The following is a 25,371-nucleotide window of genomic DNA, read 5'->3' as shown; positions in this document are numbered from 1 at the left end:
AATCACGTCAGTAGACGGTCGTCGAGGGCTATCCGCGCACAGGTCTCCTCATACCGAGCGGATGAAGTTCCGACCTGTTCGGAACTTCATCCGCGAAGGCGAGCCCGAACGGGCGTCGGCCGGTCAGGCCGCAACCCACGAAATTCGGACGAGTCCGAATTTCGTGGGCTCGGTATCAGGCGGCGCGCGCCAAGGATGCTTCGATTTCCACGCGCCAGCCGCCGATCATCGCGGCGAAGCGCGTCTCGTCGAGGTCGGCGAGGTAGGCTTCGCCCGCCGCCGTCAACGCGGTGTGGTCGTAGCCGACCGCGACCTCGGTCCGCTCCGCCCCGATGGCGCGGCAGACGACGTCGACGAAACCGAAGCGCGACGTCGGCGTCACCCGCGCATAGCGCACGTGATGCGCCTCGGGCCGCCACAGGACGCAGCCCCACAGCGTCGTCTCGTCGTCGTGGAAGGTCCGGAAGACCATTCCCTCGGCGATCTCGCCATCCGCCGGATGGAGATACTCCGGCGCCCATCCCGGCGCCCAGGCTTCCTCGCCCTTCGGCGTGAACAGTGGAAAGACCCGATCGATCGGACGGTCGATCTCGATCGTGTGGCGACGCTCGACACGGGTCGCGGTCATGTTCCCTCCTCCTCCAGTCGGTGGGCGTCCGCCGCCGTGAGGTCGAGGCCGTAGATCTCCTTCAATCTGCGGATCACCTCGAGCGTCTCCACTGAGAACGGCGCCTTGCCCTCGAAGGCGTGGAGCACGATGCCCTCGACGAGGTCGCCGAGACCGATGTCCTTCGCCTCCGCCAGTCCCTTGAGGACCTTGACGAGACGCCTCTCGAGCCGGATGCCGGTTTGGATGCGTTCGATCTTCATGGTACCTTTGTACCAAAATAACACCCTGATCGCAACCGGTCGGTCCGTCGCTCGGGTCTTTCTCGCGCCGCACACATGGTCCACTGTGAACCGAACGCAACGGGACGGATTCGGACATGGCGGGCGCGGCGGTCGACATCGCGGTGATGAAGGACGTGTTGGTGGTGCTCGGCACCGCCGGCGTCGTCGTGCCGTTGATGCACCGCTTCAAGGTCGGCTCGGTGCTCGGCTTCCTCCTCGCCGGCGCGGTGCTCGGACCGCACGGCCTCGCCCGGTTCGAAACCGCCGTGCCCTGGCTCGACTGGTTCACCGTCGACAAACGCGAGGAACTCGCCGGCATCGCCGACCTCGGCGTCGTCTTCCTGCTCTTCGTCATAGGTCTCGAGCTGTCGGTCTCCCGCCTCGTCGCCATGCGGCGTCTGGTGTTCGGGCTCGGTCCGCTCCAGGTGTTGCTCTCGGGTGCGCTGATCGGCGCCGCCGCCCTCCAATTCGGCCAGAAGCCCGCCGCCGCGCTGGTGCTCGCGGCCTGCCTCGCCCTGTCGTCGACGGCCGTCGTCGTCGAGGTGCTCGCCGAGCAGAAGCGCCTCGCGTCGACCACCGGCCGCACCGCCTTCTCGATCCTGCTGTTCCAGGATCTCGCGGTGATCCCGATCCTCTTCATGGTGGAGACCCTCGGCTCCACCGGCGCCGCCGCCCGCGGTGTCTGGGGCGGCCTCGGCTGGGCCCTGCTCCAGGGCCTCGTCGCCGTCGCGGTCATCGTCGTCATCGGCCGGGTGCTGCTCAGACCGCTCTTCCGCGTCGTCGCCGAGACGTCCTCGTCCGAGCTGTTCATGGCGGTCATCCTCTTCGTCGCCATCGGCACCGGCGTCGCCGCGTCCCTCGCCGGCATGTCGATGGCGCTGGGCGCTTTCGTCGCCGGCCTCCTCCTCGCCGAGACCGAATACCGCCGCGCCATCGAGACCTCGATCGAACCGTTCAAGGGCCTGCTGCTCGGGGTCTACTTCTTCTCCGTCGGCATGAGTGTCGATCTCGACTTCGTCGCCGCCCATCCGCTCTCCGTCCTCGCCGGCGCCTTCGCCCTGGTGGCGGTCAAAGGCACCGTCACGACGCTCGGCGCCCGCCTCTTCGGCGTCGCGCCGTCCAACGCCGTCAAGACCGGCCTGCTCATCGGTGCCGGCGGCGAATTCGCCTTCATCGTCGTCGGTCTCGCCGCGTCGCTGAAGATCGTCGACGCCACCACCGCCACCTGGGTGATCGCCGTGGTGTCGCTCTCCATGGCGGCGATCCCCTTCTTCGACGTCGTCGGCCGCCGCCTGTCGCGCGAGATCGACCGCCGCGCCCCTCCCGATCCGGCCCTCCTCGCCACCCCACCGGAGAACCTCGAGGCGCGCGCCCTGATCGTCGGCTTCGGCCGTGTCGGCTCCCTCGTCGCCGCCATGCTGGAGGAGCACGGCATCACCTATGTCGCCGTCGACCGCGACGCCGGCAACGTCGTCGACGGCCGCAACGCCGGAAAGCCGGTCTACTTCGGCGATGCCACCAATCCCATGTTCCTCAGGAGCTGCGGCGTCGAGACCGTCTCGGCGGTGATCGTCACCATGCACGCCACGGCCGGTGTCGACGCCGTGGTCGAGGCGGTCCGCGGCTTCCGGCCCGACGTCCCCCTGGTGGCGCGCGCCCGCGACGCCTCCCACGCCCGCCGCCTCTATCGCAAGGGCGTCAGCGACGCCGTCCCCGAAACCATCGAGGCGAGCCTGCAACTGTCGGAGGCGGCTCTCCTCGGCCTCGGCGTCGCCATGGGACCGATCATCGCCTCGATCCACGAGAAACGCGACGAATTCCGCCGCGACCTGACGAGCGCCGCCGTGAACGCGCCGGCGGCCTCGGAGAATGCCCGCAAGGGGCGCACCCTGCGCGGCCGCCGCTCTGCCTCCGAAGCGGGCGGTGCGCCCACCTCCTGACGTTGCCGCACGAGTCCCGCCGTGGTCTCCTCGGCGCGTCGTCCTCGAAATGGTAACAATTCGAGGTATAGAGATTTCTTGCCGAATCGAGCCCTGGGGGAATCCGAGATGCCGACCGTCCTCGTCGCCGGCGCCGCCGTGCAGGACTTCATCTATCGCTTCGACGCCGCGCCTGCCCGCGGCACCAAGGGGCGCGCCAAGGACTTCATCTCCATCGGCGGCGGCTCGGGCGCCAACGCCGCCGTCACCGTCGTCCGCCTCGGCGGCGCCGGCCAGGTTCTCGCCCCTCTCGGCGACGATCTGATCGGCGAGATGATCGTCCGCGGCCTCGTCACCGAGGGCGTCGACACCTCCAAGATCCTGCGCATCCCGGGGCGCGAATCGCCGGTCTGTTCGTCGATCGTCGACGGCGACGGCGAGCGCACGATCCTCACCTGGCATCCGCCGCACGTCGCCCCGCCGGTGATCGACGACGCCGATGTGCTCGTCGCCGACGTCGACGCGCTCCTGACCGACGACCGCTATCCCTCCCTCGCGGTGCCGCTGCTCGAAGCCGCCAGGAAGCGCGGCATCCCCGGCGTCCTCGACGGCGACCGCGCCGAAGGCGACGCGCCGCAGATGATTCGCGCCGCCAGTCACGTGGTCTTCGGCACGCCCGGCCTGCGCGGCACCTCCGGCATCTCCGATCCGACCAAAGGTCTCCTCGCCATCCGCAAGCTGACCGACGCCTTCCTCGCCGTCACTCTCGGCTCCGGCGGCGTGCTGTGGCTCGACGGCGATCGGGTGCGGCGCCTGCAGTCCTTCCCGGTCCACGCCGTCGACACGCTCGGCGCCGGTGACGTCTTCCACGGCTCCTTCGCCCTGGCGCTGGCCGAGAAGATGTCCGAACCCGATGCGCTGCGCTTCGCCTCCGCCGTCGCCGCCATCAAGTGCTCGCGCTTCGGCGGCCGCGCCGGCGTGCCGACCCGCCCCGAGGTCGAGGAGTTCCTGGCGATGCATCCCGCCTGAGGCGGCGGTTCCTCGAGCCCGCAACGACGACGGGGGCCTCGCGGCCCCCGTTTCTGTTGCGATCACGGCAGGAGTGGCTCACCCGCCCGCGGCGCGGATGCCGAGCCAGACGATCGCCGTCGCCGCGGCGAGACAGGCGAGCGCCGTACCGATCGCCCCCGGCGTCGCCGCGGCCGCGTCGACGTAGGAGCCGGCCGGCTTCTTGCCGGTCACCATCGCCGGCACCAGCCGCTCCTTCTTGACCACGGCGTGGAACACCACCGCCGCGACGTGCAGCACGACGGCGATGATCAACACGTCGAAGAGCTTGTGATGGAGCTTGTGGGCGAGCGTCACCGTCGCGTCGGACACGGTCTTGGCGAGCGGCCCCTCGATGATCATGCGATCGACGTCGGCGTTGTAGAGGCCGGTCAGTGCCATCGCCGCCGGCAACGCCAGGAGCGCCAGCACCATCCAGGCGCCGAGCGGGTTGTGGCCGAGATAGTGGCCCTCCCGCCCCTTCAGGAGCGCCAATCCGTAGCCGATCGACGTCCCCGGCGACGGGACGAAACGCGTGAACCGCGCCGTCGAGCCGCCGACGACCCCCCACAACACGCGGAACACCACCAGGATCAGGACGATCCGACCGTTGAGCTTGTGGAGGTCCGGATTGCCGCCACCGATCTTGTCGCTGGCCCAGGCGACGACGATCGTCGCCACCAGGGCCCACTTGAACAGCCGAGTCGGCAGATCCCAGGCGAGTACCTTCGCCGTCGTCGTGGGGGTGTCGGTCATGGCGTCACTTCTTCTCCCGGAAGTCGTCGTGGCAACCCTTGCAGTTGCCGAGAACCTTGGGGAAATTGGCCTTGAGGCTCGCCTCGTCGGTGATCGCCGCTTCGGCCGCCGAGGCCTCCTTGGCGAGCTTGGCGAAGAGCCCGTCGAAACGCGCCTTCTCCGCCCAGATACGCGGTGAAGCCTCGGTTTTACCTGTCCGCGAGTTGTCCGGGAAGAGCGCCGGCAGCTTGGCCGCCCCGTCGGCATAGGCCGCGAGCGCCGCCTTGGCCTTGGCCACGTCGACAGGCGCCTCGCCCTTGAGCATGGCGGCGACCGGGCGGGTGGCGTCGCCCCAGCCCTTGAAGATCGCCTGGCGATCGGTCATCGGATCGGCCGCGAAGGCCGTGGACGTGGCGAGGAAGCCGACGAAACCGGCGGCGGCGAGGGAAAGAAGCTTCATGACGGGAAAATCCTCTGGTCGTGCGGCGCGGGCCCGAGCCCGCGAGGAGGAGAAGGAGGAGAGATCGCCGGCGCGGCCGACGACCTACCTCGGCGCGCCGGCTCGACGGCCGACGCGAGGTCCGTGACGACCCGATGGTTGCACCGGCCGCCACTCGAATTCCAATGAATTTCCGGTAATCTTTCGCACCGCGGTACGAAGCGTCGCGACGAAGCCGGCACTCTACTTCTGATAGTCCTTCACGTCCGTGAACTTCAGCATCTCCCAGCGATCCTCTTCGTACTTGAGCGCGAAGGGCGAGGTGGCGAGATGGACCGGATCGCCGTCGAGGTCGGTGCAATTGGCCGAACTGTCGCGCCGCGAGAACTCCTCGATCTTCGCCGGCTCCTCCGACGTCACCCATCGGGCGACCGAGAACCGCGTCGTCTCGAACGAGATCTCGAGACCGTATTCGGCGGCGAGCCGTTCCTTCAGCACGTCGAGCTGAAGATTGCCGACGACCCCGACGATCGGCTGCGAGCCGTCGCGCGGCTGGAACACCTGGACGACGCCCTCCTCGGCCATCTGCTGGAGCGCCTCCTTGAGCTTCTTCGCCTTCATCGCGTCGCCGACGCGGACGCGACGCAGGATCTCCGGCGCGAAGGACGGGACGCCGCGGAAGACCAGATCCTCGCCTTCCGTCAGCGTGTCGCCGATGCGCAGCGTGCCGTGGTTGGGGATGCCGACGATGTCGCCGGCGAAAGCCTCGTCGGCCACCGTCCGGTCCTGGGCGAAGAAGAACTGCGGCGCGGTCAGCGCGATGTTCTTGCCCGTGCGGACGAGCTTCGCCTTCATGCCGCGCTGCAGCCGCCCCGAGCACACCCGCATGAAGGCGATGCGGTCGCGATGGTTCGGATCCATGTTCGCCTGGATCTTGAAGACGAAGCCGGTCATCTTCGGCTCCCCGGCCTCGACGACGCGGGTCGCGGCGTGCTGCTCGCGCGGCGACGGCGCGAACTTGCCGAGCGCGTCGATCAGATCCTGCACGCCCATGTCGCGCAGCGCCGAGCCGAAATAGACCGGCGTCAGATGGCCCTCGAGGAAGGACTGGGCGACATAGGGCTTCGACGCCCCTTGCGCCAACTCGACCTCGTCCTTGAACTGGGCGAAATCCTGCGGCGGCAGCAGCGCCTCGATGCGCGGATCGCCGGGCCCGGAGACCGGGATCGGCTCCTCGGCGTCCTTCAGTCGGATGGTGTTCGTGTCGAGATCATAGGTGCCGGCGAAGGCCTTGCCGCGGCCGATCGGCCAGGACTTCGGCGTGGTGTCGAGGGCGAGCGAATTCTCGATGTCGTCGAGCAGCTCGAACGGATCCATCGTGTCGCGGTCGCACTTGTTGACGAAGGTGACGATCGGGATGTCGCGCAGGCGGCACACCTCGACCAGCTTCAGCGTCCGAGCCTCGACGCCCTTGGCCGCGTCGAGCACCATGACGGCGGCGTCGACCGCGGTCAGCGTCCGATAGGTGTCCTCCGAGAAGTCCTCGTGGCCCGGCGTGTCGAGCAGGTTGAACACCCAGTCGCGGTATTCGAAGGTCATGACCGAGGTCATCACCGAGATGCCGCGCTCCTTCTCGATGCCCATCCAGTCCGACCGCGTGTTGCGCCGATCGCCCTTGGCCTTGACCTGCCCCGCGAGCTGGATCGCCCCGCCGAAGAGCAAGAGCTTCTCGGTCAGCGTCGTCTTACCGGCGTCCGGATGCGAAATGATCGCGAAGGTGCGGCGACGGGCGACGGGATCGGCGGTGTGCGAAGGCACCGGATGATGGGCGGTCATGAACGGTCTCGGAGGGGCGGTTTCGTGCGCCGTTGATAAGCCGGACGAGGCGCGTGTCAATGCCGGGGCCGCCGGCACACGCTCACGGGCGGACCTTGCGCTGTTCCTCGTCGGGGAAGGTGAGGCCGGTCACGCGTGAGTGCCATGCCGTCGCCAGGAGCACCAGGACCGTCGTGCCGAGGAGGACCGTCGTCGTGACGAAGAGGACGTCGGCGCTCTGGCGGGCGATCATGATGATCGGGTCGGCGCCGGCCGGCGGATGCAACGATTTCGTCGCCAGCATCAGCCACAGCGCGATACCGACGGTCGGGCCGATGCCCCACCACGCCCCGCCGGTGATCTTGTAGGCGAGAAGACCGACGATCGAAGACAGCACGTGGCCGCCGACGACGTTCCACGGCTGGGCGAATTCGCTGTCGGGCACGGCGAAAAGGAGGATGCTCGACGCGCCGAACGAGCCGATCACCAGGAGATTGCCGGTCGACCGCTCCAGCGCCGACAGCACGGTGAGCCCGATCATCACCCCGACGACGACGGTGCGGATGGAGAACTCGCGCTTGCCCTCGCCCGGCCGGGCGCGGCGCAACGGCGCGGCGATCCGTTCGAAGATCTCGTCGAAACGATTGCCGACCGCGCCCCACATGTCAGGCCGGGGCGAGCGCCTTGGCGCCCTTCATCACCGCGTCCTGGACCTTCTCGAAAGCGCGCACCTCGATCTGGCGCACGCGTTCGCGGCTGATGCCGAATTCGCTCGAGAGCTCCTCGAGGGTGATCGGATCCTCGGCGAGACGGCGCGCCTCGAAGATGCGCCGTTCGCGCTCGTTGAGCACACCCAGCGCCTGCGCCAGCAGCGCCTTGCGGCCGTCGAGCTCCTGGGTCTCGGCGAGCTTCGTCTCCTGGCTCTCGGCGTTGTCGACCAGCCAGTCCTGCCACTCCGCCCCCTCCTCGTCGGCCCGCACCGGCGCGTTGAGGGAGGCATCGCCGCCGAGACGACGGTTCATCGACACGACGTCCTCTTCGGTGACGCCGAGCTTGGTGGCGATCTTCTTGACGTGATCGGGGTGCAGGTCGCCCTCGTCGAGCGCCTGGAGCTGGCTCTTGACCCGGCGCAGATTGAAGAACAGCCGCTTCTGATTGGCGGTCGTCCCCATCTTCACCAGCGACCACGAGCGCAGGATGTATTCTTGGATCGCCGCCTTGATCCACCACATGGCGTAGGTGGCCAGCCGGAAGCCCTTCTCCGGCTCGAAGCGCTTGACCGCCTGCATCAGGCCGACGTTGCCTTCCGAGATCACCTCGGCGATCGGCAGGCCGTAGCCGCGATAGCCCATGGCGATCTTGGCCACCAGTCTGAGATGCGAGGTGACGAGACGTTCGGCGGCTTTCGGATCTTCGTGCTCGCGCCAACGCTTGGCGAGCATGTATTCCTCTTCCGGCTGCAGCATCGGGAAGCGGCGGATCTCGTCGAGATAGCGCGACAGACCGCCTTCGAGCGAAGCGAGCGCGGGAAGCGTGGTGCCCTGGGCCATGTGATCAGCGCCCTCGTGCCTGTTTTTCGGGACCGGGGTATCCGATCCCGAGGAGACCCCGCAAGGGCGATCCCCTCGTCACGCGGCGCCCGCCCCTGCGGCACGCCGGACGCCGATCATATCGCAACTCGTGGCGAAATCGCGACCGCATTCGTGATCACGTTCCCGGGATGGTGAAGGCGACGCCGCCCGCACCTCATCGTCCGGCACGCCACAACCGCGCCGGATCGAAGGCCGCGACGTCGGAAAGCAACTCGATGAAGCCGGTGACGGCGTGGTCGATCGCCGCCTCGCCCTTCTGCGCCGTGGCGAGGATCGCCGCGCCGATCGCCCCGGTCGGGTTGAGATCCTGCGCCTTCCAGCCGAACTGGCTCGGCCCGTAGGCGCGCAGGTGGGCGAACTCCTTCTCGAACCGCATCTGCGCCGAGGGGAAGTCGGCGAGTTGTTCGACGCGGACGAGATCGGGGCGGATCGCCATCACCATCGAGGTCTCGATGTCGCCGCCGTGGATGCCGAACCTGCGCTCACGCTCGTCGAAGAGGCCGTGCGGCCGCCCGAACCGCGACCACGAGGTGGCGACCGCCAGCATGTCGTGACGGACGCGTAACTCACGGGTGACGAGATCCATGACGGGAACGTTGCCGCCGTGGGCGTTGACGATGACGAGCTTGCGCAAGCCCGCCCGCGCCACGCAGGCGCCGATGTCGAGCCACACCTTGGTGACGGTGTCCCAGTCGAGCGTCAGCGTCCCCGGCGAAGAGACGTGTTCGAGCGACCAGGCGATCGACTGGACGGGCAGGAACACGGCCGGCAGGTCCGGCGGCAGCCGCTCGATGGTGCGCGCCACGTGGCCTTCGGCGATGACCGTGTCGGTCGAGAGCGGCAGATGCGGCCCGTGCTGCTCGATCGCCGCGACGGGAAGCACGGCGATCCACTCGGCGACGTTCGGCCGCTTGAAATCCTCGGTGGTCAGCTCCGACCAGTGGCGCCGTGGCGGCATGAGACCACCCCTCAAAACGACTTCTCAATTCCCCTTTGCACGAAGGCTCCTCTATATACCCATCAAACTAAGCAACCAATACGATATGTATCGATCTAACTAACAATATTAATGCATAACATACCGCAAGTATGTAAAACATCCAACATAAAGCCCGCATAATCAGGCGAGACTTATCCGTGGTATCTTCCAATAATTCAAGATATCGATCATCTATATTTATAGTAGACCCGGAACTATTTGTAATATGAATATTAAGCATCTTAGTCCCCCCGAAGTCAGACTTCAATTTAAGCTCCTTGGGTGCTCCTGCGGAAAATGCAAACAACGCGAAAGATACATAAAGTGAAATTAGGTATGTTATCTTAAAATTTATCGGTAGCGCAAATGATTTGAATATTTCAATCTGAAAAAAATTATACTGTATCAATGATACCGCTATAGGAATTAGCACCATTGCGAAGTATGAAATCTTTGCTAATTGCTGGTTGCCAAAATTTTGTAGTTCAATCCAAGTGGGCGTCCTAAATAGAGTTGAAAATATGTTTTTAACACCCAATACTTCTAAAATGACTGAAATAATTACATATACAATTATTAGTATTGTAATCCATATAAGCCAGTGTATAGATTTTATAACCCCGGTCATTGAAGAAATATATATTAATTCTAAAATACTTATATCACTAAAAAATGCACCATATATACCAAATATGCCTTCAATTAAAACAACAGATACGAATAAATATTCCAGTACGATTCTAGTATGATTATAAAATCTAAGTCTACTATCTATAAGTCTTACTTCAATCTCTTTATTTATTTTAGAAATCTTGTCATCAATCTTAATTTTAATTTCATCGCTCGACATCTAATGCCTTTCTCTTCAATATTAATCAATATGCTGCCTTGGTGGCATCTCACCCGTCTTGCAGAAACACCTTCGCCGCCTCCCCATGTTCCCACCTGAGCCGCGCGACGTCCACATCGACCGGTATCCCGTCGACCACCTTCCACTTGCCGGCGATCATCACCCGGTCGGCCCGATGCGCCCCGCACAACACCAGCGCGGCGAGCGGATCGCCCGCCCCGGAGAAGCGCAGCTCGTCGAGCGTGAACAGCGCCAGATCCGCCTCCAGCCCGACGGCGATGCGGCCGATGTCGCTCCGCCCGAGACAGCGCGCCGAGCCCTCCGTCGCCCAGCGCAGCGCGTCGAGATGCGTCACCGTGGCGTCGTAGGTCAGCCGGTTGATCATCAGGGCGTGACGCACCCCTTCCATCAGGTTCGAATTGTCGTTCGACGCCGAACCGTCGACCCCGAGCCCGACGGCGACGCCCGCCGCTTCCAGCTCCCGCGTCCGGCAGTGCCCCGAGGCGAGCACCATGTTGGAGGTCGGGCAGTGGCACACCCCGACCCCGTGGCGGCCGAGGCGGCGGATCTCGTCGTCGTCGAAATGGATGCCGTGGGCGAGCCAGGTGCGGTCGCTCATCCAGCCGACCTCTTCGAGATAGTCGACCGGCCGGCACTGGAAGGTCTCGAGGCAGAAGGTGTTCTCGTCGTTGGTCTCGGCGAGATGGGTATGGAGCCGGCAATCGTGCTTCGCCGCCAGTTGCGCCGTCTTCTCCATCAACGACCGGGTCACCGAGAAGGGCGAACACGGCGCCAGCGCGATCTGCGTCATCGCCCCCGGCTTCGCGTCGTGGAAGAGGTTCAGCACCCGCTCGCTGTCGGCGAGGATCGTGTCCTCGTCCTGCACCGCGGCCTTGGGCGGCAGGCCGCCGTCCTCGACCGACAGGTTCATCGAGCCGCGCGTCACCGTCATGCGCATCCCGAGCGCCCGCGCCTCGTCGACCTCGATGTCGACCGCGTCCTCGAGCCCGGCGGGAAAGATGTAGTGGTGATCGGCCGCGGTGGTGCAGCCCGACATCATCAGCTCGGTGCCGGCGAGCCGCACCGCGAGGCGGAAGGTCTCCGGATCGAGCCCCTTCACCCAGACCGGATAGAGCGCCTTCAGCCAGGGAAAGAGTTCCTTGTTGATCGCGTCGGGGTGGGCCCGCGTCATCGTCTGATAGACGTGGTGATGAGTGTTGATCAGCCCCGGCAACATCACGTGGCGCGACGCGTCGAAGATGGCGTCGACCGGCGCCACCGGTTCGCGCCCCCGCCCCACCAGCTCGACGATCCGGCTGGCCTCGACCACGACACCGCGCTCGGCGCCATCCGCCAGCACCGCGAGCGGATCCTTCAACCACAGACGCATGATGTCCCCCGTTCGATCGACGCGAGACTAGCGGAACGCCGCCCGCCTCCGCTAGGCTCGCGCCGCCGAACCACGAGCCCGAGATGCCGGATCCACACCCCGCCGCGCCCCATGTCGTCTTCGACCGCGTCTCGAAGACCTATCGCAACGGCACACGCGCCCTCGCCGACGTCTCGCTCACCGTCGCTCCCGGCGAAGTCGTCTCGCTCATCGGCCCTTCCGGCTGCGGCAAGTCGACCCTGCTCAGGATCGCCGCCGGCCTCGAGACCGCCGACACCGGCACCGTCACCCGCCCCGGACGCGACATCGGCTTCGTCTTCCAGGACCCGACCCTGATGCCCTGGGGAACGGTCGCCGACAACGTCGCCCTGCCGCTGCGCTTCGCCCGCACGCCCCAACCCCAGATCGCCCCGCGCGTCGCCGAGGCGCTCGCCCGTGTCGGCCTCGCCGACGCGGCTGTCGCCTATCCGCGCGAACTCTCCGGCGGCATGCGCATGCGCGCCTCGATCGCCCGGGCGCTGATCACCCGCCCGAAGATCCTGCTCCTCGACGAGCCCTTCGCCGCCCTCGACGAGATCGGCCGTTTCGCCCTCGACCTCGAGCTGCTGCGCCTCGCCGCGAGCGAGGGTCTGACGGTGATCTTCGTCACCCATTCGGTCTACGAGGCGGTGTTCCTGTCGTCGCGCGTCGTCGTCATGGCCGCCGGCCCCGGCCACATCGTCGCCGAGACGCCGATCGCCTTCGACGGCCTGCGCGACGAGGCCCTGCGCGACCGCGCCGACTTCACCGGGCGCTGCGCCGAAGTCTCGGCCCAGTTGCGCGCCGCCGTCGCCTCGTCGAGCGGCGAGGTCGACCGTGACGGCGCGACGCGGTAGTCTGGCACCGTTCTTCGGTCGTCACGATCGTCATGAAACCGTTACATCGATCGGTTAGGTGTCGTACATGACCTTTCAACACCGAAAATCCGTCACCCACCGACTGGCCATGGCGGCCAAAGCCCACCGCGCCCGCTCCGGCTCGCATCTTGGGCGCATCGGCCTGCATGCCGGTCAGGAAGCGGTGCTCAAGGCGCTCGCCGACGAGGACGGCCGCACCATGAGCCAGCTCGCCCAGGTGCTCGGTGTCCAGCCGCCGACCGTCACCAAGATGGTGTCGCGTCTCTCGGCGCAGAACCTACTGAAGCGCGTCCCCTCCGAGACCGACGGCCGTCTCGCCCGCGTCCACCTGACCGACGAGGGCCGCGCCAAGATCGAAGAGATCGATCGCATCTGGAAGCGCATCGAACGCGAGGCGCTCGCCGGCTTCGACGACAAGGACCGCAAGAAGCTCCGCAAGCTCCTGCGCGCCGTCGAACGCAATCTGACGCTGCAGCTCGACGCCCTCGACGAGGTCGAAGTGGCCGAGGAGCCGGAGGACGATCCGGAGGAGTGAGCCCGGCTCGCCGCTCACGTCCCCCCCGGCCCCACCCGCCGCATGGCAGCCATACGGCCGCGTACCTCGTCCCGCGCTGGACCCCGCCCCCTCGGACGGATACGTAGAACCCACCGTCGAAGCTCGGATCTCCTCGCTTCGCCGGCCGTATCTCGTGTGGGTACGGTCGCTCGCGGCGACGGATCGAGAGGAAGACATCGGTGGCACGGGCGGGAGCGATGGCGGTGGCGCCGCGAAACGACGGGCCGGAGCCCTCGCGCCGTCTCGTCGGCATCGGCCTGATGATGGGCGCACTCGTCTGCTTCACCGCCATCGACACCTCGGCGAAATGGCTGGGCCGATCCCTGCCGCCGCTCGAGATCTCGTTCTTCCGCTATTTCATCGCCTTCCTCGTCTCGGCGATCGTCTTCAATCCGGTCACCGCCCGCCACGCCTGGACGACACGCCGCCCCGCTCTGCAGATCCTGCGCGCCCTCTTCCTGCTCGGTTCGACGGTCTTCAACTTCATCGCCCTGCGCCATCTCCAGCTCGCCGAGACCATGTCGATCATCTTCGGCGTGCCGTTCCTCGTCGCCCTCCTGGCGGTGCCGCTGCTCGGCGAAACCGTCGGCGGCAAGCGTTGGGGCGCGATCGCGGTGGGCTTCCTCGGAGTGCTCCTGGTGACACGTCCGACCGCGGCGCATTTCGATCCGGCGATGCTCTGGGCCTTCGCCGCTGCGATCTGCTACGCCGGCTATGTCCTCGTCACCCGCATGTTGTCCGGCATCGATTCCACCGCCAGCCTGTTGCTGCTGCCCGCCGGCGCGGCCGTGGTGATGCTGGCGCCGGTACTGCCGTCGATCTGGGTGACGCCCGCGACGACCCACGATTGGATGCTGCTCTGTGTCACCGGGCTCGGCGGCGCCGCCGGCCACTTCCTGCTCATCCTCGCCTATGCGCGGGCCCCGGCGTCGGTGTTGTCGCCCTTCATCTACGCCCAGATCGTCTGGATGACGCTGTCCGGCTGGCTCGTCTTCGGCGACGTGCCGGGCGCCTGGACGATCGCCGGCGCCACGGTGGTGATCGCCAGTGGCCTCTGGCTGGTCCAACTCGAGCGGGGGCGACGAAACGTCGCCACCACGGCGGCCCGATGAACCCCTTCGAAACGCGAGATCATCCGCGGTTGCAGGTATGTTGTTGCGAGTGGCCCCCGGTTCCGGCACAAACGGAGCGGAGCGGCGCGTGGCGGCGTGCGCACGAAGCCCCGGACAAAGATGGTCGGTGACATGGAAAGCGGTGGTGCCACGCCCAAGCGGCGTCTGACCCTGGCGATGATCGCGGAGAAACTCGATCTCTCCACGGCGACGGTGTCGCTCGCCCTGCGCAACTCGCCGCTGGTGGCCGAGGAGACGCGCAAGCGCGTCCACGCGCTCGCCGAGGAACTCGGCTACATCTACAATCGCTCGGCGGCGTCGCTCCGGACGGCGCGCACCAACATCGTCGGCCTCGTCGTCCACGACATCCTCAATCCCTACTTCGCCGAACTGGTCGCCGCGGTCGAGAACGAACTCGGCCGCCACGGCCAGACCGTCATCCTCTACAACCACGGCGACGACCCGCTGCGCCAGCGGGTCTTCCTCGAAACCCTGCTGCAGTATCGCGCCGACGGCATGATCCTGTGCCCGGCGGCCGGGTCCAAGCCGAGCGACGTGTCGCGCATCGTCGACGCCGGCCTGCCGACCGTGCTCATCGCTCGCGAATTGCCCGACCTGCCCGAGGTGCCCGTCATCCGCGGTGACGACCGCACCGGCCTGCGCTGCGCGGTCGAACATCTGATCGGCCTCGGCCACCGCCGCATCGCCCTCGTCGGCGGCCAGCAGGACTCCTCGTCCGCCTCCGAACGACGCGCCGGCTACGAGGATGCCCTCACCGCCGCCGGCATTCCCGTCGACCCGGAACTCGAGTTTCCCGCCGCCTCCAGCCGCCGCGCCGGCCGCGACATCTGCGGCCACGTGCTCGTCGCCCGTCCCACCGCCATCGTCTGCTTCAACGATCTCCTCGCCTTCGGCATGATGATGGAGCTGAAGCGCCGCGGCATCGAACCGGGCCGCGACATCTCGCTCACCGGCTACGACGACATCGACGAAGCCTCGGTCTGGTCGCCCGGCCTCACTTCGGTGTGGAACGGCCAGCAGGAGGTCGGCCGTCTCGCGGCACTGACCCTGCTCGACGTCGTCGCCGGCCACCCGCCGCGCGACATGCGGGTTCTGGTCGAACCCGAACTGCGCATCCGCGAGACCACCTGCCCGCCGAAGGCGTGAGGAACGGTTCCGGCCTGAGGCCGGCTTCGTGCAATGGTCCGTTCCGACGGACGACCACCGACGACGTGTCGGCGTCCGAAGCAGGCGCGCGATGCTTCGAGACGAGCGGCTTCGCCGCTCCCTCGGGATGAAGCTCTTGTTTTCACTCGTGGAGCGATGAACGCCTCATGCCGAGGAGGGCGCGGAACGCGCCCGTCTCGAAGCATCACGCACCGGTTTCCGAGGGGCGGGCCGAAGCCCCGTCCTCAGCCGCAGTCGGCCACCAGCCCGACCGACTCGATCGCCGCCACCAGCGCCGCTTCGTCGTTGTCGGAGGTGTCGCCCGACATGCCGCAGGCGCCGACCAGGCCACCGGCGGAATCGCGGATCAGCACGCCGCCCGGCACCGGCACCGCGCCGTTGGCATCCGAGAGGAGGCCGGCGAGACCGACGAAGAAGTGCGGACGTTCGACCGCGATGGCGTTGATCCGACGCCCGCCCGAACCGAACTTGACGCAGACGTTGGCCTTGCCCAACGCCACCTCCCACCGGAGGATCGGGCAGCCGTCTTCCGCCGCCGCCGCCTTGAGCGAGCCGCGGGCGTCGAGCACGACCACCGCCATCGGCTTGAAGTTGCGCTCCCGCGCCACCTTCAGCGAATGATCGGCGAGAGCCCGGGCGGTGGCGAGAGTGAGTTCGGTCATGGGATGGATCCGCTGCTGGACGTTGAAGGGAGATCGAACGGCGGGGTAGCGACCACCGTCCTCCGTCGCTCGGACCGTCGCACGGACCCGACCGACCGGGAAATTCGTTTTGCGCGCCCGATCACCCGAACGCCTTCGCCGCGACGAGCCCGGCGAGTTTCTCGGGCACCGGCCCGCCGGTCGCCCAATCGAGCAGTTCGACCGTGTGCAGGATCGGCGTCGACGTCCCCGAGGCGATCTGCATGATGCAGCCGATGTTGCCGGCGGCGATCACCTGCGCCCCGGTCGTGGCGATGTTCGCCACCTTGCGGTCGCGCAGTCGCGCGGCGAGATCGGCCTGGAGAATGTTGTAGGTGCCGGCCGAGCCGCAACAGACGTGGCTCTCGGGGATCGCCGTCACCTCGAAGCCGGCCCGGCCGAGGAGCTCCATCGGCAGGGTCGTGATCTTCTGCCCGTGCTGCATCGAACAGGCGGAGTGATAGGCGAGTTTCGGCCGGCGGTCTTTCATCACCGCCGAGGCGAGGTCGAGTTCGGCCAGCACCTCCGAGACGTCGCGGGCGATCGACGCCACCTTCGCCGCCTTCGCCGCCAGATGCGGGTCGTTGCGGAACATGTGGCCGTAGTCCTTGACCGTGGTGCCGCAGCCCGAGGTGTTGATCACGATCCGGTCGAGCCCGCCCGCCTCGATCTCCGCCGACCACGCCTCGATGTTGGCCGCCGCATGGGCATGACTGCGGTCCGTCGCCCCCATGTGGTGATCGAGCGCGCCGCAACAGCCCGCCCCCTTCGCCACCACCACCTCGCAGCCGAGGCGGGTGAGGAGCCTGACCGTCGCCTCGTTGATCGCCGGATCGAGCACCGGCTGGGCGCAGCCGTTGAGCAGCGCCACCCGCATCCGCCGCGGCGCCACCGCCGCGACCACCTGCGGCGTGTCGATCGGCGACGGGCTCGGCGGCCGCCTCGGCATCAGCAGGAACGGCGCGGCGAGCCGTTTCGGCAGGAGCCCGGCGAGCGGCCGCACGATCGCCGCGCAGATCAGCGCCAATCGGAACAGCGTCGGCCGGGTCAGCACGATGGCGAGCGACCGGCGGATCACCCGATCGATAAGAGGCCGGCGGTAGGTCTTCTCGACATGCGTCCGCGCATGGTCGATCAGATGCATGTAGTCGACACCCGATGGGCAGGTGGTCATGCACGAGAGGCACGACAGGCAGCGATCGAGATGCTTCACCGTCTCATGATCCGCCGGGCGGCCGGTCTCCAGCATCTCCTTGATCAGGTAGATGCGGCCGCGCGGACTGTCGAGCTCGTCGCCGAGTTCGAGGAAGGTCGGGCAGGTCGCCGTGCAGAAGCCGCAGTGGACGCACTTGCGCAGGATCTTCTCGGCGAGCGCGGTATCCGGATCGGCGAGGAGGTGGGGCAGGAAGTTCGTCTGCATCGCCTCAGATCTCCGCCGTGAGCCGACCGGGGTTGAACAGCCGGTCGGGGTCGAAGGCGCTCTTCACCCGTGCCGAAAGCTCGGCGAGCGCCGCCGGCTGCGGCTGGAACACCGGCACCGCCGAGCGCACCGCCGCCTCGGCCCGCACCAGCGTCGCGTGACCACCGACGGTCGCGACCGCCGCGCGGACCGCCGTCGCATGGGCGTCCGCCGCCGGCTCCACCGCAGCCCAGACGAGCCCGCCGGCCCAGTCCCAGAAATGACCGGCGAGCGGCACGCCGGCCGCCCTCATCGCCGCGACGAGCCTCGCGCCCTCGGTGGGCGCCACCGAGATGCGCCAGACCTGAGTGTCGCCGCCGGCGATCGGAGCCGCCTCGCGCAGCGTCGCCCACAAGGCCCGCGACGCGTCCTCGCCGAGGATCTCGAGTCCGCCCCGATCCTTGTAGCGCGCCGTCAGATCGGCCTCACGGCTCGCCACCGACACCGCCGGGCCCTCGAGGCGCAACAGCGTCGCCGAGGCGTCGCCGAAGGGGCCGTGTAGGCCCGCCGGCAGATGGGCGAAGCAAGCGACCTCCTGCGGACTGCCCGAGGCCTCGCGCAGCAGCGCCAGCCCCTGTTCCTCGTCGAGCCCGAGAATGGCGATCGTCTCTTCCGTTTCGGCCCGCGGCAACACCTTGACCGTCACCTCGGTGAGGACGGCGAGCGTGCCGTAGGACCCGGCGACCAGCTTGGAGAGATCGAAGCCGGTGACGTTCTTCATCACCCGCCCGCCCGACTTGAAGGCGTCGCCGAAGCCGTTGACCCCACGGAAGCCGAGCAGGTGGTCGCGCGCCGAGCCGATCTTCAGCCGCCGCGATCCGGCGGTTCCGACCCCGATCGTCCCACCGATCGAGCCGCTGCCGCTCGCGTGCCCGAGGAGCGCCGAATGGTCGACCGGCTCGAAGGCGAGTTCCTGGTTCGACGCGGCGAGGGTGGCGACGATCTCGGAAAGCGGCGTGCCGACCCGCGCCGTCAAGACGAGTTCCGACGGCTCGTAGAGGGTGATGCCGGTGAGGCCCGAGAGATCGACGGTGTCGGTGGCCGCGACCGGCCGGCCGATGCGGCGGCGGGTGCCGCGGCCGACGACTTCGAGCGTCGTCTTCGCCGCGCGGGCGCGCCGGACGAGGTCGACGAGATCCTGTTCGTCGCGGGGGGTGAGGATCGCCATCGCCTCAGAACCTCGGGATCTCGGGGAAGGGCAGAGCGCCGGCGCGGACGTGCATGAAGCCCATCTCGGCGCAGCGGTGGAGCGTCGGGAAGACCTTGCCGGGGTTGAGCCGGTGCGCCTCGTCGAAGGCGCATTTGACCCGCTCCTGCTGGGCGAGATCGACCTCGTCGAACATCTCGGTCATCAGATCGCGCTTCTCGACGCCGACGCCGTGCTCGCCGGTGAGCACCCCGCCGACCTCGACGCAGAGCCTGAGGATGTCGGCGCCGAAGGCTTCCGCCTTCTCGGTGTCGCCGGGGATGGCCGCGTCGTAGAGGATCAGCGGATGCAGGTTGCCGTCGCCGGCGTGAAAGACGTTGGCGACGCGCAGACCGTGCTTCGCCGCCAACTCGTCCATGCGCCGGAGCACCGTCGCCAATTCCTTGCGCGGGATGGTGCCGTCCATGCACAGATAGTCCGGCCCGATGGCGCCCACCGCCGGGAAGGCGTTCTTGCGGCCGAACCAGAAGCGCAGCCGCTCGGCCTCGGAGGTCGAGACGTGCACCGAGGTGGCGCCGCGCCCGCGGGCGATCTTCGCCACTTCTTCGGTGAGGTGATCGACCTCGGCCGGCGTGCCGTCGAGTTCGACGATGACCAGGCCCTGCGCGTCCTGCGGATAGCCGCAGGGCTGGAAGGCTTCGGCTGCGTCGATCGCCGGCTTGTCCATCATCTCCATCCCGCCGGGGATGATTCCCTGCGCGATGATCTCGGCGACGCAGTCCGCGCCCGCCTCCACCGACGGGAAGCCGAGGAGCACGCCGCGCGCCACCTGCGGCTTCTGCAGGATGCGCACGGTGACCTCTGTGACGACGCCGAGCAGCCCCTCCGACCCGGTGATCACCCCCATCAGATCGTAGAGATCGGTGTCGAGATGCTTGCCGCCGAGGCGGATCACCTCGCCGCCCATCAGCACCATCTCGATGCCGAGCAGGTTGTTGGTGGTCAGCCCGTACTTCAGGCAATGCACCCCGCCGGCGTTCTCGGCGACGTTGCCGCCGATCGAGCAGGCGATCTGCGACGACGGATCCGGCGCGTAGTAGAAGCCCTTGTGCTCCACGGCTTTCGAGATGGCGAGATTGGTCACCCCCGGCTGCACCACGGCGCAGCGGTTCTCGAAGTCGACCTCGAGCACGCGGTTGAACTTCGACATGCCGAGCAGGATGCCGTCGGCGAGCGGCAGCGAGCCGCCGGACAGCGACGTCCCCGAGCCGCGCGGCACCACCTTGACGTTCAGCTCCTGCGCGAGCTTCAGCACCGCCGAGACCTCGGCGACCGTCTCCGGCAGCACCACCACCAGCGGCGGCTGGCGATACATGGTCAGCGCGTCGCACTCGTAGGCCGAGAGCTCGCGGTCGAGATGGATGACGTTCCCCGGCCGGACGATCGCCTGCAGACGCGAGACGATGTCGTCGCGCTTCTCCAGGATCTCCGGCTCGGGCAGGGGCATCAGGAGCGACATGGAGGCGGCCTCTTCGGCGAAGGGGTCGTGTGGTCAGGTTTCCTTACCACGAGGCGTCGTGAACGTCGACGGGTCGACGGACCAGCGCGTGGTCGCGACGCCGCGAGGCCTCGCGTGTTCGCGAAATCGTCCCCCCTCCCTGTCCCTCCCCCTCGAGGGGGGAGAGGACGTTGGGGAGATTTCGCCGGCAACATCCAGCGCCTCCCCAGTCGAGAAGACCGCGAGCTTCACCCCGCCGCCTTCGCCTCGCGCCGGAACCTGGTCAGCAGGAACTCGGTGTAGCCGTTGGGCTGCGCCCGCCCCTCGAAGACCAGCGCCAGCGCAGCGCGGAAGGCCGGGCCGTCGTAGGCCGGCGCCATCGGCCGGTAGGCCGGATCGCCGGCGTTCTGGCGGTCGACCACCAGCGCCATGCGCTTCATCGTCTCGACGACCTGAGCCTCGGTGGTGATGCCGTGGGCGAGCCAGTTGGCGATGTGCTGCGACGAGATGCGCAGCGTCGCCCGGTCCTCCATCAGGCCGATGTCGTGGATGTCGGGCACCTTGGAACAGCCGACACCGAGATCGACCCAGCGCACCACATAGCCGAGGATGCCCTGGGCGTTGTTGTCGAGCTCCTCCTGCACCGCTTGTGGAGCGAAGTTGGAGGTGGCGAGCGGGATCGTCAGGATGTCGTCGAGCTTCGCCCGCGCCCGACCGGCGATCTCGTGCTGGCGCGCCGCGACCGAGACCTCGTGGTAGTGCAGCGCATGCAGCGTCGCCGCCGTCGGCGACGGCACCCAGGCGGTGTTGGCGCCCGACTTCGGGTGACCGATCTTCTGGGTCAGCATATCGGCCATCCGGTCCGGCGCCGCCCACATCCCCTTGCCGATCTGGGCATGACCCGGCAACCCCATCATCAGACCGACGTCGACGTTGGAGTTCTCGTAGGCCGAGATCCACGCGGTCGACTTCATCTCGTTCTTGCGGACGACCGGCCCGGCCTCCATCGAGGTGTGGATCTCGTCGCCGGTGCGGTCGAGGAAGCCGGTGTTGATGAAGACGACGCGGCTCGAGGCGGCGGCGATACAGGCGGCGAGGTTCACCGTGGTGCGGCGCTCCTCGTCCATGATACCCATCTTCAGCGTATCGCGGGCGAGGCCGACCACGTCCTCGATACGGCCGAAGAGTTCGACCGCCAGAGCGACCTCCGCCGGGCCGTGCAGCTTCGGCTTGACGATGTAGACCGAGCCATTGCGCGAATTCTTGGTGGCGCCGCTGCCGAAGAGATCGTGGCGAGCGACGAGCGCGGTGACGGCGCAGTCGAGGAAGGTCTCGGGGATCTCGCGACCCTCGGCGTCGAGCACGGCGTCGGTCGTCATGTGATGGCCGACGTTGCGGGCCAGCATCAGCGCACGGCCGTGCAGCACCAGCTCCGAGCCGTCGGCCGCGGTGAAGCGACGATCGGCGGAGAGCCGCCGCGTCATCATCCGCCCGCCCTTCTCGAAGGTCTCTTCGAGCGTGCCGTTCATCAGGCCGAGCCAGGAGCGATAGACCGCCACCTTGTCGGCCGCGTCGACGGCGGCGACCGAATCCTCCATGTCCATGATCGAGGAGAGCGCCGCCTCCAGGATCACGTCGGAAATGCCGGCCGGGTCGCTCGATCCGACCGGGGTCGAGCGATCGACCACCACCTCGGCGTGGAGACCGTTGTGCTTCAGGAGAATCGAACTCGGCCGCTCGTGCTCGCCGCGGAAGCCGGCGAAGCCCTGCGGATCGGCGAGACCGCACAGGCGGTCGTCCGCCAGCGAGACGAGCAGCGCCCCTTTCTCCACCGTGAAGCCGACGACGTCGGCCCAGCCGCTCTTCGCCAGCGGCGCGATCGTGTCGAGATGCGTCTTCGCGGCGGCGACGACGCGCGCCCCGCGCGCCGGATCGTAGCCGCCCCCGGCCGGCAGATCGCCGAGCGCGTCGGTGCCGTAGAGCGCATCGTAGAGGCTGCCCCAACGGGCGTTGGCGGCGTTGAGGGCATAGCGCGGATTGTTGATCGGCACGACCAGTTGCGGCCCGGCGAGGCGGGCGATCTCGTCGTCGACGTTGCTCGTCGTCACCGACCGCGGCGCCGGCTCCGGCAGCAGATAGCCGATCTCGACGAGGAAGGTGCGATAGGCGCCGGCGTCGTGCGGCTTGCCGCGACACTCCGCGTGCCAGGCGTCGATCTTCGCCTGCAACGCGTCGCGGGTGGCGAGAAGCGCCGCGTTCTTCGGCGCCAGATCCGCCACCACCTTGGCGAAGCCGGCCCAGAAGGCCTCGGCCGTCACACCCGTTCCGGGGCAGGCCTCGTCGGCGACGAAGGCGGCGAGCTGCGGATCGACCGAAAGGCCGGCGAGAGCGACGTGGCGCGGGGCGGAGGTGGTCATGAGAACTCTCCCGATGCCGGCGCGAGACGCGCGCCGGCCGTTGGCACATGATCGGGAGAATGCCCGCGCCGTCGCCGTCGGTCAATTTTTCTGGAAACTTTTTTCATCGAATTCGAATATCGTTCATAATATTGATTTTTATCGGTTTATATAGATTTCATGATATCGAGGATGAATTTGTTGAAAACATTTTCCATTTCTGCTTCCCTGCTCCTGTGACGAGGAGGCGACGATGAACGCGACACGAACCGGAAGAGCGATGCGCGGTCGGCCGCGTGGCAGCGGCGGCAAGACGCCGGTCGCCTCGGTCCAGGCGCTCGACCGCGCGCTGCAACTGCTCGAACTCGTCGCCGGCACCGACGGCATGACTCTGACGGCGCTCGCCCATGCCTCGGGCCTGCCCGCCTCCACCGTCCATCGCCTGCTCGCCACCCTCGCCGCCCACGGCTTCGTCGAGAGCGACGAGCCCGACCAGACCTGGAGCATCGGCGTCGAGGCCTTCCGCGTCGGTCAGGCGTTCCATCGCCGCTTCAAGGTGGCGACCATGGGTCGGCCGATGATGCGCGAACTGATGGAGGCGACCGGCGAGACCGCCAACATCGGCATCTTCGAGGGCGGCGACGTCGTCTTCATCTCGCAGGTCGAGAGCTCCGAACCGATCCGCGCCTTCTTCCGCGCCGGCGAGCGTCGTCACGCCCACGCCTCGGGCATCGGCAAGGCGCTGCTCGCCGAGATGCCGCGCGAGCGTGTGGCCCGCCTCGTCCGCGACAGAGGCCTGCCGCGCTTCACCGACGCCACCATCACCGATCCCGATCGCCTCTACGCCGACCTCGACGAGATCCGTCGTCGCGGCTGGTCGCTCGACGACGAGGAGAGGAGCCGCGGCATGCGTTGCATCGCCGCCCCGATCTTCGACGAGAACGGCGAGGCGATCGCCGGCCTGTCGATCTCCGGCCCGAGTGGCCGATTGGAATCGGAGCGCATCGAACGCCTCGGTCCGGTGGTGCGCCGCGCCGCCGACGCCGTCACCCGCGCCATCGGCGGACGTCCGCCCGGCGCGCAGAGCGCCCCCGTAACCGACCCACGTTGACGGCCGACCCCGTCGGCTTCACCGTGGTCTTCGCGACGCGGATCCGCGCCGAGACGAGAGAGGCACCGAGTGGTCCATGACGAAGACGAGCCTGCGGACCCTCCTCACCGTTCTCGCCCTCTTCTGTGGCGTCTCGATCGCGGCGGCGCAGATGGCGCCGAACGATCCGCTCTTCGCCTCCCGCGAGGCGCTCGTCCCCGGCGGCGTGGTCGGCGCTCCGGTCGTCTCCGGTGAGATCTACGTGCCGACCCATTCGTCGATCCGCGCCGGCGACAGCCGCACCCGGGTCGATCTCGCCGTCACCCTGTCGATCCACAACGCCTCGGAGGATCGTCCACTGGCGCTCACTCGCATCGACTACTACGACGGCGCCGGCCGCCTGGTGCAGCGCTACCTCATGGCCCCGGTGCTCGTCCGTCCCTTCGGCACGCTGGAGATCTTCGTCGCCAAGAACGACGTGCGCGGCGGCACCGGCTCGAACTTCCTGGTCGGCTGGTCCGCCGACGGCGACATCGCCGAGCCGGTGGTCGAGGCGGTGATGATCGGCGACTTCGCCAACCAGAGCTATTCCTTCGTCAGCAACGGCCGCCGTATCGAACGCACCGGCCCGCGCCGCTGATCCCACCACCCCGGACCTCCCGGAACGACGAACCCTCCCGACCGTGGACGATCGGGAGGGTTCGTTCGTTCCGAGGCGGTCGCAGGGGGCCCGACCTCGCCTCGGGGAGAGGTCAGCCGCCGGAGGGCAGCGGGATCGGCGGCGCCGTGACCGCCGGCGCGACGCCGGCGAGCGGCGGCGCGGCGCGGCCCGACGCGACGACCGGCGGCGGAACGACGGTGGCTTTCGAGGCAGACGGATCGATCGATCGGGAAACCGGCTTCACCGGGCGCACCGGCGTCGACGGCTCCGCCCGCGCGACACGCGGCGTCGCGACCTTCGCCACCGTGGCCGGCGCGCGGGAATATCCGCCCGCCATGGTCTGTGCGCCGTAGCCCGCCGTCGCCAGGGCGTCGACCCCGGTCGGACCGGAGGCGAACCCGCTGCCGAGCGGCACGACGTCGGCGCGCAGCCGCAGTCCCTCGACGAGGGCGATCGCCCGCTCTTCCGTCAGTCCCTGGCGGCACAACCGCACCCGCACCGAAACGTCGACCGCGTCGGTGTCGAAGACGCCGCCGCGGCTGCGGCTCGGCCGCGTCCTGGTCTCCTGCCAGGCGTAGACGCAGGTCTCGCCGCGCCCGCCGCGTCCGGTGGCGAGCCCGACCGGACCACCGGCGCCGGCGATCACCTGCGAACTCGTCCGCATGTCGACGTCAGGCAATTCGGCGGCGAGTTCGGCGGCGATCGCCTCTTCGGTCGCGCGGCGCGAGCGGCCGGGCTCGTGGGTCTCGGCGACGACGCGAATGCGGTTGGTGCCCGGCGTCGCGGCGTCGCCGGCGAGCGCGATCGTCTGGGTCAGGCGATCCTTCTCGCGCCGTTCGGTGACCGAAACCACCGCACCGGCCTCGGCCGGCAGCCCCGCCAACGCCTGCTCGGGCGCCACCTCGACGGCGAGCGTGGCCGGCAGCGAGGCGGTGGCGAAGGGCGCGGTCGTCCGCATTTCGGTCATGTCGGCGCAGGCCCCGAGGGGCACGACGGCGAGAAGGGCGAGGAGCGATCGGGTCGGGCGCATC

24 protein-coding genes are annotated in these 25,371 nt (G+C 67.9%); 8 read left to right on the top strand and 16 right to left on the bottom strand.

Annotated elements, in window-relative coordinates; genetic code table 11:
- Positions 1 to 175: 175 nt before the first annotated feature.
- On the bottom strand, positions 176 to 628 hold the full coding sequence (locus tag V7Q42_RS17220) for a hypothetical protein (RefSeq protein WP_333825344.1): 453 nt from the start codon (positions 626 to 628) through the stop codon (positions 176 to 178).
- A complete protein-coding gene (locus tag V7Q42_RS17215) occupies positions 625 to 870 on the bottom strand; it encodes a hypothetical protein (RefSeq protein WP_333825343.1) in 246 nt (81 codons plus the stop codon). The genes V7Q42_RS17220 and V7Q42_RS17215 overlap by 4 nt, the downstream gene beginning before the upstream one ends.
- A gap of 116 nt (positions 871 to 986) precedes the next feature.
- Here V7Q42_RS17215 and V7Q42_RS17210 point away from each other — a divergent pair, with 116 nt between their 5' ends.
- Both V7Q42_RS17210 and V7Q42_RS17205 read left to right on the top strand, forming a co-directional pair.
- Positions 987 to 2,831, top strand: a complete 1,845-nt coding sequence (locus V7Q42_RS17210) for a cation:proton antiporter domain-containing protein (protein ID WP_333825342.1) — start codon at positions 987 to 989, stop codon at positions 2,829 to 2,831.
- Between the two features lie 108 nt (positions 2,832 to 2,939).
- Entirely contained in the window at positions 2,940 to 3,839 is a 900-nt protein-coding gene (locus V7Q42_RS17205; RefSeq protein WP_333825341.1) for a PfkB family carbohydrate kinase, read from the top strand.
- A gap of 78 nt (positions 3,840 to 3,917) precedes the next feature.
- On the opposite strand, the gene V7Q42_RS17200 is transcribed toward V7Q42_RS17205, so the two are convergent.
- The 8 genes from V7Q42_RS17200 to V7Q42_RS17165 form a co-directional block, all read right to left on the bottom strand.
- The gene (locus V7Q42_RS17200) at positions 3,918 to 4,613 is read right to left on the bottom strand and encodes a cytochrome b/b6 domain-containing protein (protein ID WP_333825340.1); all 696 of its coding nucleotides are present in this window, start codon (positions 4,611 to 4,613) and stop codon (positions 3,918 to 3,920) included.
- 4 nt (positions 4,614 to 4,617) lie between these two features.
- Positions 4,618 to 5,052 (bottom strand): c-type cytochrome, encoded by a 435-nt coding sequence (locus V7Q42_RS17195; protein WP_333825339.1) that lies wholly within the window; start codon positions 5,050 to 5,052, stop codon positions 4,618 to 4,620.
- A gap of 222 nt (positions 5,053 to 5,274) precedes the next feature.
- A complete protein-coding gene (locus tag V7Q42_RS17190) occupies positions 5,275 to 6,867 on the bottom strand; it encodes a peptide chain release factor 3 (protein WP_333825338.1) in 1,593 nt (530 codons plus the stop codon).
- 82 nt (positions 6,868 to 6,949) lie between these two features.
- Positions 6,950 to 7,510, bottom strand: coding sequence for an HPP family protein (locus V7Q42_RS17185; RefSeq protein ID WP_333825337.1), 561 nt, complete (start codon positions 7,508 to 7,510; stop codon positions 6,950 to 6,952).
- Between the two features lies 1 nt (position 7,511).
- Entirely contained in the window at positions 7,512 to 8,396 is an 885-nt protein-coding gene (gene rpoH / locus V7Q42_RS17180) for an RNA polymerase sigma factor RpoH (RefSeq protein ID WP_333825336.1), read from the bottom strand.
- A gap of 196 nt (positions 8,397 to 8,592) precedes the next feature.
- On the bottom strand, positions 8,593 to 9,396 hold the full coding sequence (locus tag V7Q42_RS17175; protein WP_333825335.1) for a creatininase family protein: 804 nt from the start codon (positions 9,394 to 9,396) through the stop codon (positions 8,593 to 8,595).
- A gap of 67 nt (positions 9,397 to 9,463) precedes the next feature.
- Positions 9,464 to 10,267: a hypothetical protein gene (locus V7Q42_RS17170; RefSeq protein ID WP_333825334.1), complete on the bottom strand. Its 804-nt coding sequence runs from the start codon at positions 10,265 to 10,267 to the stop codon at positions 9,464 to 9,466.
- Between the two features lie 49 nt (positions 10,268 to 10,316).
- Positions 10,317 to 11,657: an 8-oxoguanine deaminase gene (locus V7Q42_RS17165; RefSeq protein ID WP_333825333.1), complete on the bottom strand. Its 1,341-nt coding sequence runs from the start codon at positions 11,655 to 11,657 to the stop codon at positions 10,317 to 10,319.
- Between the two features lie 83 nt (positions 11,658 to 11,740).
- Here V7Q42_RS17165 and V7Q42_RS17160 point away from each other — a divergent pair, with 83 nt between their 5' ends.
- From V7Q42_RS17160 to V7Q42_RS17145, 4 genes are all read left to right on the top strand, one after another.
- Positions 11,741 to 12,532 (top strand): ABC transporter ATP-binding protein, encoded by a 792-nt coding sequence (locus V7Q42_RS17160; protein WP_333825332.1) that lies wholly within the window; start codon positions 11,741 to 11,743, stop codon positions 12,530 to 12,532.
- A 67-nt stretch (positions 12,533 to 12,599) separates the two neighbouring features.
- Positions 12,600 to 13,088, top strand: a complete 489-nt coding sequence (locus tag V7Q42_RS17155; RefSeq protein WP_333825331.1) for a MarR family winged helix-turn-helix transcriptional regulator — start codon at positions 12,600 to 12,602, stop codon at positions 13,086 to 13,088.
- Between the two features lie 224 nt (positions 13,089 to 13,312).
- On the top strand, positions 13,313 to 14,221 hold the full coding sequence (locus tag V7Q42_RS17150; protein WP_333825330.1) for a DMT family transporter: 909 nt from the start codon (positions 13,313 to 13,315) through the stop codon (positions 14,219 to 14,221).
- Between the two features lie 120 nt (positions 14,222 to 14,341).
- Entirely contained in the window at positions 14,342 to 15,388 is a 1,047-nt protein-coding gene (locus tag V7Q42_RS17145; RefSeq protein WP_333825329.1) for a LacI family DNA-binding transcriptional regulator, read from the top strand.
- Between the two features lie 245 nt (positions 15,389 to 15,633).
- Here V7Q42_RS17145 and V7Q42_RS17140 read toward each other — a convergent pair whose 3' ends face one another.
- The 5 genes from V7Q42_RS17140 to V7Q42_RS17120 form a co-directional block, all read right to left on the bottom strand.
- Positions 15,634 to 16,071: a GlcG/HbpS family heme-binding protein gene (locus V7Q42_RS17140; RefSeq protein ID WP_333825328.1), complete on the bottom strand. Its 438-nt coding sequence runs from the start codon at positions 16,069 to 16,071 to the stop codon at positions 15,634 to 15,636.
- A gap of 121 nt (positions 16,072 to 16,192) precedes the next feature.
- Positions 16,193 to 17,509, bottom strand: a complete 1,317-nt coding sequence (glcF, locus tag V7Q42_RS17135) for a glycolate oxidase subunit GlcF (RefSeq protein ID WP_333825327.1) — start codon at positions 17,507 to 17,509, stop codon at positions 16,193 to 16,195.
- Positions 17,510 to 17,513: 4 nt separating this feature from the next.
- Complete coding sequence (locus V7Q42_RS17130; RefSeq protein ID WP_333825326.1) at positions 17,514 to 18,716, bottom strand: FAD-binding protein; 1,203 nt, start codon at positions 18,714 to 18,716, stop codon at positions 17,514 to 17,516.
- A 4-nt stretch (positions 18,717 to 18,720) separates the two neighbouring features.
- Complete coding sequence (locus tag V7Q42_RS17125) at positions 18,721 to 20,214, bottom strand: FAD-linked oxidase C-terminal domain-containing protein (RefSeq protein WP_333825325.1); 1,494 nt, start codon at positions 20,212 to 20,214, stop codon at positions 18,721 to 18,723.
- A 227-nt stretch (positions 20,215 to 20,441) separates the two neighbouring features.
- Positions 20,442 to 22,610, bottom strand: coding sequence for a malate synthase G (locus V7Q42_RS17120; protein WP_333825324.1), 2,169 nt, complete (start codon positions 22,608 to 22,610; stop codon positions 20,442 to 20,444).
- A 232-nt stretch (positions 22,611 to 22,842) separates the two neighbouring features.
- Between V7Q42_RS17120 and bhcR the strand changes: the two genes are divergently transcribed.
- Together bhcR and V7Q42_RS17110 are read left to right on the top strand one after the other, a co-directional pair.
- Positions 22,843 to 23,700 (top strand): HTH-type transcriptional regulator BhcR, encoded by an 858-nt coding sequence (gene bhcR / locus V7Q42_RS17115; protein WP_333825323.1) that lies wholly within the window; start codon positions 22,843 to 22,845, stop codon positions 23,698 to 23,700.
- A 76-nt stretch (positions 23,701 to 23,776) separates the two neighbouring features.
- Complete coding sequence (locus tag V7Q42_RS17110; RefSeq protein ID WP_333825322.1) at positions 23,777 to 24,319, top strand: DUF3124 domain-containing protein; 543 nt, start codon at positions 23,777 to 23,779, stop codon at positions 24,317 to 24,319.
- Between the two features lie 112 nt (positions 24,320 to 24,431).
- On the opposite strand, the gene bcsN is transcribed toward V7Q42_RS17110, so the two are convergent.
- Complete coding sequence (gene bcsN, locus V7Q42_RS17105; RefSeq protein ID WP_333825321.1) at positions 24,432 to 25,370, bottom strand: cellulose biosynthesis protein BcsN; 939 nt, start codon at positions 25,368 to 25,370, stop codon at positions 24,432 to 24,434.
- Position 25,371 lies beyond the last annotated feature (1 nt).

This window comes from Pinisolibacter sp., from assembly GCF_036782435.1.
Lineage (GTDB): Bacteria > Pseudomonadota > Alphaproteobacteria > Rhizobiales > Ancalomicrobiaceae > CALBKH01.
This window is presented reverse-complemented; position numbering and strand designations above follow the sequence as displayed.